General features: G+C 66.8%; 7 protein-coding genes. All 7 read right to left on the reverse strand.

Translation table 11 applies throughout. The annotated features are described in order from the left end of the window. Positions 1 to 8 precede the first annotated feature (8 nt). The 7 genes from NRY95_10920 to NRY95_10950 all read right to left on the reverse strand — a co-directional run bounded on the left by NRY95_10920 (position 9) and on the right by NRY95_10950 (position 12,804). Positions 9 to 1,157 carry an SPFH domain-containing protein gene (locus NRY95_10920; protein UYC18419.1) on the reverse strand — a complete coding sequence of 383 codons (1,149 nt, stop codon included), beginning with the start codon at positions 1,155 to 1,157 and terminating at the stop codon, positions 9 to 11. Between the two features lie 236 nt (positions 1,158 to 1,393). Then, positions 1,394 to 1,669, reverse strand: a complete 276-nt coding sequence (locus NRY95_10925) for a hypothetical protein (protein UYC18420.1) — start codon at positions 1,667 to 1,669, stop codon at positions 1,394 to 1,396. Between the two features lie 611 nt (positions 1,670 to 2,280). Next, on the reverse strand, positions 2,281 to 4,035 hold the full coding sequence (locus NRY95_10930; protein ID UYC18421.1) for a DUF4157 domain-containing protein: 1,755 nt from the start codon (positions 4,033 to 4,035) through the stop codon (positions 2,281 to 2,283). Beyond that, positions 4,026 to 9,083 carry a hypothetical protein gene (locus tag NRY95_10935; GenBank protein UYC18422.1) on the reverse strand — a complete coding sequence of 1,686 codons (5,058 nt, stop codon included), beginning with the start codon at positions 9,081 to 9,083 and terminating at the stop codon, positions 4,026 to 4,028. Before NRY95_10935 ends, NRY95_10930 begins: the two co-directional genes overlap by 10 nt. Positions 9,084 to 9,152: 69 nt before the next feature. Continuing rightward, positions 9,153 to 11,381 carry an ATP-binding protein gene (locus tag NRY95_10940; protein ID UYC18423.1) on the reverse strand — a complete coding sequence of 743 codons (2,229 nt, stop codon included), beginning with the start codon at positions 11,379 to 11,381 and terminating at the stop codon, positions 9,153 to 9,155. Continuing rightward, on the reverse strand, positions 11,368 to 11,877 hold the full coding sequence (locus tag NRY95_10945) for an aspartyl/asparaginyl beta-hydroxylase domain-containing protein (protein UYC18424.1): 510 nt from the start codon (positions 11,875 to 11,877) through the stop codon (positions 11,368 to 11,370). The genes NRY95_10940 and NRY95_10945 overlap by 14 nt, the downstream gene beginning before the upstream one ends. A gap of 258 nt (positions 11,878 to 12,135) precedes the next feature. Next, the gene (locus NRY95_10950) at positions 12,136 to 12,804 is read right to left on the reverse strand and encodes a hypothetical protein (protein UYC18425.1); all 669 of its coding nucleotides are present in this window, start codon (positions 12,802 to 12,804) and stop codon (positions 12,136 to 12,138) included. Positions 12,805 to 12,810: the final 6 nt, after the last annotated feature.

Raw genomic sequence — 12,810 nt, forward strand, 5'->3', positions numbered from 1 at the left:
CCCGCTGCTTACAGGCCCAGTGCCTTGGCCTTGGCCGCGTCGTAGTCGCTCTGGGTGATCAGGCCCAGGTCCAGCATCTCCTTGGCCTTCTTCAGCTTGGCGACCGCGTCGTCGGCGGCGGCGGCGGGCGCGACCGGCTGCTGCAGACCGCCCACGCCGCCGACCATGCCGGTCGCCATGCCCAGCCCCACCAGGCCCGCGGCACCGCCGTTCTCGCCGGCCGACTGGATGCCCTGGGCCACGCTCGCCTGCAGGTTGGCATTGCCGCGCGCGCCGGCCAGCGCATCGGCGCGCTGCACGGTCTTGAGCAGTTCCCGCGTATTCGCGTCGTACTCGATCGACACGATCGCGGTCTTGACGATGACCAGGCCACGGTCGGAACGCCACTGGTACGCCTGCTCGACCGCATCGGACAGACTCTTGGCGAAGCCGAGCGAGTCCTGCTGCAGCTTGCTGATGCGGTTGCCCTTGCCCGTATCGTTCGTGTACAGGCTGAAGGCCGGCGCCAGCGAACCCACCACCTCGTTGAACAGCTGGTTGGCCGCGGGGTTGTCGAGGTCGGTGAAGTCGAACACCTGGTCCGGCTGCAGGTAGCGGGCCGGCACGAAGTTCTTCACGAACAGGATCGGGTCGACGATCTTCAGCGTGTACGCGCCGCGCGTCACCGCACCGACCTGGGTGCCGAGGAAACCGTCGTCCCAGTAGATCTCCGACTGCGTGCCGAAGCGGTTGTCGGGCAGCTCCTTCAGCGACACGAAGAACGCCGCCTGCTGCGACCCCGGCTGGCCGCCGAACTTGAAGCGCTCCCAGCTCTGCCGGATGAGCGGCGCGACCAGGCCATCGCCGGCGAAGATCGACTGCGAGTTCGGATCGTCGGACCGCCATTCGTAACCGCCCGGCTCGGCGACGAAGCCGGTGATCGCGCCGTCCTGGATCAGCAGCAGCCCATAGCCTTCGGGCACCACGATCTTCGAGCCGTTGCTGATGATGTTCGAGGACGCACCGGTGTTGGAGCCACGCCCGGCGTTGGTGCCGCGCGGCACCGCGGCGAACAGTGCCGCCGTCGCCGGCAGGCCGGCCGGCACCGTGTAGAAGTCCTTCCACTGATCGGCGAGAACGCCGCCGACTGTACCTGACACCGCCTGGACCAGACCCATGACAACTCCGTTTGATTCGTGGACGGGCACCGTGCCCATCGAGCTGGCCGGACTATATCAGCAGCGGGAAGGGGGCGAAGGAGGGGGCTTGTCCGTTCCCGGCCGGTTGCCGTTTCGCGCATCCGGAACAGGCACCCGAACCATGTGGCAAGCCCAAAAGCAAAGCCCCGCCGGAGCGGGGCCTTGTTTCGGTGCTGTGTTGCCAAGGCGAAGGCCGGCGCAACGCCGGCCTCAGCCTATGGCACGTCGCACTTGAGCTTCCCGTCCACGTAATAAGGCTTGGGAACATCCGGGTTCTGGCTGGTCTTCTCGAACACCACCTCGAACGAGTCGAGATCCGGCGTGCCTTTGCGCGACGTGCAGGCGTCCTGCAGCTTCTTCTTCACCGCGGCGATGCCCGCGTCGCGATTGGCGCCATCCGCACTGTTGGTCAGGTTGACCACCTCGGCGGCCGCCAGCGGGCTCAGGCCGAGCAGGCATCCGGCGAACATGAAAACGTGCAGCTTCTTCATAGAGTCTCCTTTGCAATGTCGATGTCCGTGATCGTCCGGCGACGTGGTCTGTGCTCCGCGGATCTGTGTGAGAGCGTGGCAGGCGTCGTCGGGCGCGTCGGTAGGATAGGGGGAGGGGGTTAAGGCTTCGTGGCGGCGGCGTTGGATCGTGGGAGTCGCCCCTTGGAGGCGCAAAAGCATCGCCACGATCCGAGCGACTTATCCATCCTTGCGGGACAGGCACCCATTGTTGGCCAGCGTGGCGGCCGCGACCAAGCGCGCGCTGGGCGGCGTGGACCAGGACATCGAATGGGCCGTGGTCGGCGCCGAAGTGCTGATCCTGCAGTCGCGGCCGTATGTGGATGGCGCCCGCGCGGTAGCGGGCGGGGCGCCTTATGGGTTCCATCCGAAACCATCGACGGCTGTGAAAGGGTGGGAACGTTCAGCGCCTGCGTGGCGGTCCTGCGCCGCATCCTTGGGTTGTGGCGCCGCTCGAGGTATTCGCATACATCTGCTCTTGCAGCACCGGCTGTCTGCTAGCGCGTGGGGTAGGCGCGTTCGCGTTCGGGCATGCCCGCGCCCGTGCATGCTGGCGGCGAGAAAATCGCCGCGCGAGGTGGGTCGCGCCGCACTCAATCCCAATCGTCGAACTCGGACTCGACCTCGCGCAGGTTGAAGGCCTGCTGCTTCTTCCTGGAAGCGGCATCGATCGGGGTGAATGGACTGTAGGAGACGCCGAAATTGGCCGCCATGTCCATCGTGAAGTGATAGCGGTGCACGTCGGTGATATCGCGGCGGTAGATCCGATTCCAGAACGCGAACAGCGCCAGCGCCAGCGAATGGATGCGCGCGCTGTCGGCACCGCCGGCCGTGGCCAGCACGAACATGCGCGCAGCGGTCATCGAAGGGCCCATGTCGCTGGGATTGCCCAGCATCATCGCCGTCCTGACGTGCGGATCGGTGGGCCGCGGCGTCGCATCCTTGCCGCGCCATGCGCGCTGGACCGGCGTTCGGATCAGCAGCGGCAGGCCATTGGGCGTGTCGGCCGACATCCCCAGGAACACCGAGCCGCGGTAACGCTCCGGTTGCAGCGCGTGGATGTTGTGGCGATTGCGCTCTTCTTCTTTCGGGTACTGGGCCAGCAATTCCTCGTTCTTGGCTTGGTACAGCAGTTCCTGTACGTCGTGGATGGCCGCCACCAGTTCGCCGAAGGTGTGCGAGCCAGGACTGCGCAGCACGTTGGCGATGTCCGTCTTCTGGTCGCGACGGACGTATTCCAGATAGGACCGGCGGTTATGCGGTTTGAGTGCCGCCACCTCGTCGATCGACTTGCCATAGAGCTGCAATGCAGCGGGAATCGCGTCCTGGATCAGGCCGACGAGATCGACCAGGATGCCAGGATCTTCGGCGATCTCCATCGCGTACGCTTTCTCGTCCGATTTCTTCTGCTTGGCCTGGGCTTCGGACAATGCCGCGAATACGAAGCTGTCGACGCTATCGTAGCTGCGCATCTTGGCCTTGAGCGCGTTCGTGGGCGCAGGCACCAGGCTGTCGCCGGAGCTGTGCGCCGGTGCGTCCGCCCATTTGCCGACCACCTGCGCCAGGCGGGCGTGGTCGCTGGCCAGGTACGCTTCGTATTCCTGTTTCAAGGTGGGCTCGACGATCAGGCCGGGCAATCTGGCGAGAAGCGCATCGACCTGGTCTGGCTGAATCACGTCCTTGCTGATGGTCAACTTGGCCTGGACGATGCCCGACGCCGGTGCCCTTGCCGCCATCGATGGCGGCGGCAGGCCGGTGGCGCCGGTCACGACGGCGGTGTTCGCGGTAGCGGCGAGACGCATCCCCAACTGCTGCGCACGCCGTCCCATCGCATCGGCTTCGCGCTCCAGGTGCGGTTGCTCGTTCATCGGGGTTCCGCGCCGCTGCGCGGTCGCGGCGACTCGTCCCTGTGCCTGTTGCACCAAATGCCAGGCTTCGTGCGGCAGGTGCCGGGCCTGCCCGGGTGCGACGTGGATATCGCTGCCCTGGGCGTAGGCATGGGCGTGCAGCTGTGCCGGCCTGGCCGAGGTGTAGTGCACGCGCACGTGATCCAGGGCGATGCCGCTCAACTGCGCGATGCCGCTCAACAAGGCGGGGGGCAGCCGCTGCGCGCCGGATCGTGCCGGCAGTGCCGGCGCCGACGCCGCATCGGCGCATTCTGGTCGATGCGGTTGGATCGCGCTGGCGCAATAGCGATAGCCCTCCATCGCCTTGAGTTGCCGTACGGGGCTGGCGGCCGCGGCGCTTCCGGGCGTCGGCGATCGGCGCGGCGCGGCGCTGGTCGCCATCGGATACGGTCTGCGCATGGAACCTGCGTTTGCGCCGCGCAGCATGGTGGCTAGAACCATGGCAGGTTTCGATCGAGCTGGAACAGCGTGGGGCTGAGCGTGAACGACAGCGGCTGACCGATGGACAGCGGCGGCCATGACGGGGAGGGCAGCAGCGCCATGCTGCCTTGCGGCGGCGCGCTCGACGACGTCAATGTCATCAGCATCGTCGGTGGCGTGCGCGGTCGCAGCGTACTGCTGGCGTTCCACAGCCGCGGCGGCGTCTGGCGGCTGGGGTCCTCGGGTTTATGCCGTTTGATCGAGTAGATCTTGCGATGCGGAGTGCTTGCCATCGCGGTCGAGCGCGGCGATTGGGCGTCTTGCTCCATCGCGTCCATGGCTTCCCAGGTGGCCCGGTCTTGCGTCCAGTCGTCGCCCAGTGCGTCGCGCATGCGCTTCACTCCTGCCAGTTCTGTGAGCGTGCGGGCGGCAGCCTTATAGAAGCTGGCCGTGTCGGTGATCGCGTCCTTGGACATGGCGTTGACGAAGTCGTTCAGTGGAAGCTGAATCGAGACATCGTCCATCGAGACCGTCAGGTCGGGATTGTGGGCGACGAGCGATGCGAGATATCCGCTCAGGTTCGACGGGGTACCGCCGCCGCCGAATGGCTGGACGGCGGCCGACGGGGACGGGCCGAACGTCGGGCCGAATGCGGAGCCGAATCCGCTGTGCGGCGGGAGCGAGGGAGCCTGGTGCGGCAGCGGATGCATGAGGTCGAGCAGGTGCAGGTTGGCGTCGAGGCCGGCGGCGCCCTGTCTGACGTAGCTATACAGGTATCCGTTGTCCTTCTTGTTGGCGATATTGGGGTCGGCGTAGACGCTGCGGTCATCGCGATACTGCCAGGCACCGTCGCCGCCACGGGTGCTGGTGGTGTAGTGGCCCGCGTCCGCCTGCGCACCGTGGTGGTGGATGATGGTCTGCAGCGCGTAGACCCAGCCGTTGAGGATGAAGGCATCGGGCATGTCGAGCGGACGCGCGTCCTTGATGACGCGCCCATTCGCGTAGTACCACCGCACCAGTTGGATCGCGACGACCTCGGGCGTTTGCGTGCCCAGCCGGGTGCGGGCGCTGCCGTTGCCACGGTAGACCCGATGATCGGCCGTGCTGACGCCGCTCAGCCGCTCCAGTGGCTCGGCGAGTTGGTAGCGGTGCATCGCCTGCGCCAGGCTGGACACGCCGGCGATGGGCAGCTTGATCAACCAGTCCGGGACGATGCGTTCGGCGAATCGTCCCTGTGCGTCGAACGCGGAATAGTTGGCCGCATCGGCATGGGCATCGACGATTGCCGGGAGCGCCATTGCCCGTTCATGGCGCTGCTCCAGCCGATAGCGAGGATCGTGCGCGGCGCCGAACAGGTCGAGCAGGTGGTCCATGACTTCGGCCGGGTCGCGCTGCGCATTGAGCGGTTGCGGGGCAGCCAGTGCGATGGGCCCCTCGAGCAGCTGCGCGGCGTCGAGCGCGGAGAGCAGCTGCAGGACATCGGCATAGGGGATGCGTTGCCCGTTCACGATGTTGGTCAGGATACGATGGATCTGCGCGCGCATGACGGCATGCGGATCGTGTGGACGCGGCGCGAACAGCTCCCGATACGGCGTGAATGCCAGGGTGTTCAATGCGGCGGCAAGGAAGCAGGTGTTGCCGGCGTTGGTGATGCCGATGTCCGCTCCGCGGGCATCCCGCAGCAGATACGGATTCTCCGTCAGAACTTCCGTTTCGGCGTGGGGACTCAAGCGCTGTTCCAGATCGCGGCGCACACCGTTCTGGTCCGATAGCGGCAGCGACGCATAGGCCTTGCCCAGGTCGATATCCAGGTCCGGCGGGGTCGGGCCGATGACGGCAGTGACGTACCACTCCAGCGTCTGCGCGATCATCGTTTTCGCCGCCGCGTAGCGCGCCTGCAGCGTGTCCGCATCGCCGTCGGTACGTTTGTCCAGGGTGTTCCATTGCGCCTGGCGCCCCATCGACTCCATGAAGGCGTCGTAGCGTGGCGCGGCTGCCAGCAGCGCGGTGGCCGCGGCTTTCTGCGCTTGCGCCGAGTCGCCGTAGAAGACCCGGTCCATGCGCAGGCGATAGGCCGCGGGCAGCCGGTGGAACGCCTGTTCCTCGATCGGGCCGATGACGGTGCGGGCCAGATCGATGAACTGTGCGCTGCCGACGACGTTCAATCGGCCCATCGTGAACTTGTCGGCGCCGAGTTGCTGGTGCTTGGACAGGCTCTCCACGACGATGTAGTTCTCGTATCGCTCGTGCAGCTTCATCTCGGCAACCTTGGCCAGCGAGGCATTGGTCACATCGACGATGGGGATCGTCGCCGCGTTCTTGTGCGCCGGATCTTTGCCGGCGAACCTTGCGAACACCTTGCGATAGTCGATCAGCGAGGACTTGGCCGCGGACGAGGTCAGCACCGGATTCAGGTCTGCGGCGATGATCGAGGGCGCTGTCGATTGTCCGCTGTCTCGTGCCAGCTTCTCGCGATCGCCGAGCAGCGTGTCCAGGGCGCACCAGTTCATGTACCCGTCCTTGCTCCGGTTGAGCGCATTCAGATTCAGGTTGGCCTTGTCGACCGCGGCATATTCGAAATAACTGTACAAATCGATCGTCTGCAGTGGCGCGCTGCTGGGCGGGCGGCCGTCTCGCGTCCAGGTACTGGCGAGCAGGTGGGCGCCGACAATGGCCTGCATGCCGCTATCCAGATAGAACGTCGCGGTCTTGGTGTCGTGTGCGGTCGGCAGCAAGGTGCTGCGCAGGTAGGCCGGGTAGGCGTCGCCAGCGGCGAACTCGCCGGCGGACGCCGGATTGGCGTTCATCGCCTCCAGCAGGTAGCTGTATTCCATCAGGTTCTCGATCACCGACGCCGACTTGAGGTAGTCCTGCTCCTGCTCGCTGTCCGTGCCGCGGACGGGCCGTTGCAACAGGAAGCGGGCTTTGACCAGATTGCGTTGCAGGCGCACCGCCACCCACTTGGCCAGCCGTGGCGGGCCCTTGATCGAGGCCGTATTGCCGATGCTGTCCTGCGCATAGCGGACCGCCGACTTCAGCGCCTCGCGGTGCAGCGCGATCGCCGCTGAGGAGGAGGAGCCGGTGCTCGCTGTGGCGGCGGAGCGAGGCGGCACGTAGCCACTTTTGCCGGCGTTGGCCAGGGCGTGCAGGGTGGACATCAGCAGATCCTTGAAGATCGCCGGGGGCGTCAGCCCCGGCCAGATCCGTACCGGGCCACCGACCGAGGACACGCTGGGATAGAGAAAGCCGAAGCTGCCGCGATGGGTCACCCGGGTCTGCACCTTCTTCTGCCGCGCGACCTGGTTGAATGTCTCGATGAAGGTCTCTCGCCATGCTTTTTCCTGCATCATGCGGTCCTTGCTGGTTCCGACCGGATAGACGAGTTCGAGTATCAGGCTGGCGTGCTCGGGCGACTGGATCGGGACCACGCGTCCGCGGTTGGGCAGCACATACTTGGCGGCGGCGATGGCGGTGGCGAGGTCCGCCACCAGTGCGCTCCTGTCGCTGAGCAACAGGTCGTGGTAGTTCTGCCTGGAGTCCGTTGCCAGCAGTGCTTCGCCGACGATCGGCTTGAGCAGGGCCGGCACCTCCGACTCGGGCAACGGCCCCTCGCCGCTCGCGGAATGGTGCAGTTCGACATCGGTGCCGGCCTGTACCGTGCGGTACACGTTCTGGATCAGGCCCAACGATCCGGTATGGCTGCCGGCGCCGCTGACATAGCGTGCATAGGCATTGCGTGCCAGAAAGCTCATGGAGTGGATATTGGAATGCATGGTGCCGATCTTCGCGATCCCGGTATGCAGCGGGCGGTTGATCGACTGGAAGGTCTGACCCTTGACGCTGCCCTGCTTGGAGGTAGGGTCGGTGCGCTGCGCATGGTCGCGGAACAGCTTCGAGTTGCCCTTTCGCACCGGATCCAGGCTCGACCGGTAGTACTGGCCGTGTTCGCGCGCGCGAAAGTCGCGGCCGAGTCCCTCGGTGGGCTGGAAGTTCGCGGTGTGCGCGAAGAACAGCTTCAATGCCACGCGGATGCTGTCCGGCAGCTGCGGTTCCGCCAGCACCAGCGGCATCAGCTTGGACAGCTTGCCGTCCGGGCCTGAGCTCTTGCCGCGCAACGGCTGCTTCATCCAATCGTCGAGAAAGCGCTCGGTGGCAGCGTCGTCGAGGCCGCTGCGCGGATCCTGGGCCAGCCCATCCTGGTTGCTGGGTTCGGGAATGGACGCTGTCGCGGCCGCCTTTGTGTAGTACTCGACCTTGCTTTTCGCCACACCCTTGTTCCACTCGATCAGGAACTGCCGCTTGTTCGTAGCGCGCTCGGCCGCAGAGTCGATACAGTGGTTCAGGGCGATCTTGATCGCTTTGTAGGTCTTGGTCCTGCTGAGGATGAGCGGAAAGTTGCCGGTGATGCTGCGCGCATTGGCCAGTGCGCGGGTCAGCGTCAGCACCACCGGGGCATTGGCGTCGAGCAGCTTCAATGCGTTCTCGGGCTTGCGCTGCATCACTGCGCCGCGCGCCGGTAGCGCGGTACGCGGCTGGCGCGTCGGCGCTGCCGGCGCGATGACACGGCGTCGGCCCGCGCGCAACGCGAGATCGCCCATGCGATCGGCCTCGTGTTCCAGCGCGGGGTTCGCATTGACCGCGACACCGTTTGCCAGGCGCATGGTCGGTGCCACCTCGCCCAGCGCCTGTTGCGCCAGGTGCCAGGTTTCGTGCGGAAGATGCCGCTCCTGCCCTGGCCCCAGGTGGATTTCCTGGCCCAGTGCATAGGCCCGCGCACCGACCTGCGCGGGTTTCGACGAGCGGTAGTGCACGGTGACGCCATCCATGCATATGCCCGACAGCGCTTCCACCCCGGCCTTGAGCGGCGCCGGCAGGCCGATGCCTGCACCGCGCGGCGGTGCAGCGCCTGCGAACGCCGCGGCATTGCGTGGCGCCGGTGTGCCCGGCGTATACCGATACGTGCCCATCGGCGCCAGGCCGCTCGCCGCATTGCGCGCAACCAGTGGCTGCGCCGCGGGCGCGGACGGGCCGGCGGCATGGACCGGGAGCGGGCTGCTCAGTTTCGGCATGCGCAGGTGCGGGCGATGCCCGGCCTCGGACAGTGGCGGTGCGGCCTGCTCGGGAATGGATGGCAGGCGCTAATCATCGTCGTCCCAACGGAAATCGGCGGCGCTGAACACCTTGCCGAGCTTGTGGTACTCGCGCTGGGTGGCCTGCAACACGTGCTGCAGGCCCACCGGCCGCGTCTGCGCGGCGGCGAGGAAGGCGGCGGCAATGGCGATGTTGTTGATGTTGCCGCCGCTCAGCGCGGCACGTTCGGCCAACAGGGCAAAGTCGAGGTCGTCGTCGGTCGGTGTGGCGGCCGGGAATGCGTGGCGCCACAGCTGCAGGCGCTGCTCCGGTCCGGGAAAAGGATATTCGATCATGAACTTGAAGCGGCGCACGAACGCCGGGTCCATGTTCTTCAGCAGATTGGTGGAAAGGATGACAATCCCTGGGTAGGTCTCTATCCGTTGCAGCAGATAGCCGGTCTGCAGGTTGGCGTAGCGGTCGTGCGCGTCCTTGGTGTCGGTGCGCTTGGAGAACAATCCTTCGGCCTCGTCGAAGAACAGCACGATGTTCATCGCTTCGGCCTGGTCGAACAATTGCGCGAGTCGTTTTTCGGTGTCGCCGATGTACTTGCTGACCAGGCTGGACAGGTCGATCCGGTAAAGGCTCAGGTTCAGTTCGTTGGCCAGGATCGACCCAGCCATGGTCTTGCCGGTGCCCGACGGTCCGTAGAACAGCACGCACAGGTTCTTGCTGTTGTGCTGTTTGCGCTCGAAGCCCCAATCCTCGATCACCTGGTGGCGGTGCTGGGCGTATTGCAGCACCTCCCGCAGCCATTGCCGGGTGTCCTCGGGCAAGACGATGTCGTCGAATCGGTACGGCGTCTTCACTTCCTGCGCCACTCCCAGTTGCTGGCCCTTGCTGCGCTCGCGGCAGGCATCGAGCAATCGTTGCGGCTGCAGGTGCGCGCCGTCGTCCTGCAACGCCTGATCCTGCGCCTCGCGCAGGACAGCGGCGATCTGCTCTTCGGTAAACGGATACTGGTTGATCAGCTGCTCCAGGATCGGCGCGTCGATGGCCAGGCCGGCGCCGTCGAGGTGGCGCTGCCAGATGCGCTGGCGTAGCTGCGTGTCCGGGGTCGTGCTGTGGATCGTGACCGCCATGACCCGATGCGCGCGGTAGCGCTGCGCCAGTTCGGCAATGCGCCGCCCCGGGCCGTTGAGCACTACCACGTAGCGCTGGCTGTCCCACAACGTATGGCAGACGTCCTCGAGCAGGTCGTCGCTGTCGTCAGGCGCCGCCAGCGCCTGGATGTGGGCGAGCACGAGCACGCGATTGCACAGCAGCGCATCGCGGCACAGCAGGCGCAGCGCCTGCAGCAACGCCGCGCGATGGCGCTGGCCATTGTGGTAGATGCGGCGAATCGAGGTGCCGTCGAGCAACGCGCAGCGCAGGCCGATGCGCTGGAATGCAGCCGCGCACAGGCTTTGCTGCATCGAAAGATCCGGGCCTTGCAACTGCAACACGAAGCTGGACGCAGGGGCGTCGTCGGCGGCCATGCGGTCGATGACGCTGGCGAGCTGTCGCTTCACGGCCTCGTCGAGCAGATGCTGCTCCAGCGTCAGCGAGGTGTCGATCTCCGGCAATGGCTGCTCCATGCGCAATTGCGGTGCGGCCAACGACAGCAGGTAGGCGGCGATCGCGGCGCTCGGCGCATAGCCGCCGGCCAGCGTGCTCAGGCGCGTGCCGGGCGCCAGTTCGACCAGTTCCCAGTGGACCAGGGCCGCCTCGCCCAGCAGCCGTTGTTGCAGGGCCAGGCGCGCGGCGGCGTCGCCGCCCAGCGCCAGCGCCGCGCCGGACAGGGCGACGAAGTTCTCGCCTTGCGCAGCCGCGGTGCCGTCGGCGAGCGCGCGCAGGATATGCCCGTAGTGCGGCTCCAGCTCGGGCAGCAGCGCCCACAGCAGCAGCGCCTGTTCCTGCGCATCCAGCTGGAACAGCAGCGCCAGGTGCACCCACGGCAGGAACACCTGCGCGCGCACGCTGGCCGCGCTGCGCGCAACGAAATCGCTCCATTGCTGCCGCAGCTGTTCCTCGAGCCATGCCAGGCGCTGCTGCAGCTGCGCCTCGGGCGATTGCCGCGGGTCGGCCATCGCGTAGAGCGCGTACAACGGATCGGCCACCATGCCTGCCGCGCCAAGCGGCGGCGCCGCCTGCCGCCACAGCAGCACGGCACGCTCGACCAGGCTGGCGCCGATCGCCAGCAGCGCCTCCAGCAGCGCCGCATTGTCGGCGAAGGCGCGGTCGTCAGCGTCGCGCATGGTGGCGTTCCTGCGGCAGGCGCTCGAAATCCACGAGCAGCACGATGCGTTCGCGTGGGCCGCGATTCCAGGCGTCGTGCTCGGTGGTGTCGTCGAACAGCAGGCACTGGCCGGGCGTCCAGCGCCGGGTCTGGCCGCCCACACGCAGGCCGCAGTCGCCGTGCGCGCGCAGCGCCAGGTGCAGGCGCAGTACCTGGTCGCTATAGCCCACGTGCGAGGCGATGACGGTGCCAGGCGCCAGTCGCGAGAATCCGGCGGTCCGCAACCCGGGAACGGCCTTCAGCAGGGCGGCGGTGGCGGGGCAGAAGATGCAGTTGTCGAGCAAGGCCTTGCCGCCCAGGTACAGGCCATAGACATCCCACCCGTGGTTGTAGAGCCCGGTTTCCGGCCAGTCGGCATATTCGTGGTCGGGCAGCGCATCGCACTCGGCCAGCACCGTGCGCCAATGCGCGGCGAGCGTGGCGACGAAGGCGAAGCGCGTCGTGTCCAGGAACATCAGCGCGTGCTCGCCGCAGCTGCGCGGCGACGTACCGCGACCGCTGCCATGCGCCCTGGCGGCGACGGCGCGGCCCACGCGCAGGGCGGTGCCGCTCGCTGGCGGCGGCCGGCAGCGCCCGGACCTGGCGGACCCGGCGCGGGCGGCATGGAGCCGCTGTGGCCGGGTCCCCGGCACGCACAGGAATCCAGGGGTGGCGTCCCGGGCATGCCGCTCGCCTGCAGTCCAGTACTCATGGTGGCTTCTGCTCCCTCGTGGCTACCAATACAACACGATGTCGTGCCGGCCAAGCCGGATGCCGTGGCCCTGCAGGGTGATGCGTTCCAGTTCGCCGTCGCAGCGCAGCATCGCCTGGTGTTGATCCAGGCCGCGGTGCACGACCAGCTCGCCGCTGCGATAGGCCAAGAAGCGCGCGGGCGCATCTGCCGATGTCCACAGAGTCAGTCCGCTGCCCAATGGGGTGCTGAGCGGGAAGGTGAAACTGAACAAGTCGTCCGCTTCCGGCTTGCATGCCGGAAACACATCCAGGTGTTGCAGATCGCGGTGCACGCTCGCCAGCGGCAATGCGAACGCCGGATGCGGCAGGTAGATATGGAAGCCCGGCCAGGCCGCATGCGGCGCCAGCCGCACCGGTGCATCGAAATGCGCGGACAGCGCCTGCGCGAGGCGTTGCAGCAGCGGCATGAAGTGCGTGCCGAGCAGCTGGTTGTTGGCGTCGCGCTGCGTCGCATCGCGATATCCATCGTCCTGGCCCGGCAGGCAATCGATGTAGGCGGCCAGGCCCAGGGTGAAGAACGGCACCTGCGGGTGGCGCCGGCGCCAATGCCGACGCAGCAGCAACACGCGCAGCACCCAATCCTCGCACTCGGCCTCGCTCAGCAATGCGAGCGAGGCCAGCGGCGGGTGCGCATGCACGGCAGCGATCATGGCGAT

The sequence above is a fragment of the Xanthomonas campestris pv. phormiicola genome (assembly GCA_025666215.1).
Classification (GTDB): Bacteria; Pseudomonadota; Gammaproteobacteria; order Xanthomonadales; family Xanthomonadaceae; genus Xanthomonas_A; species Xanthomonas_A campestris_A.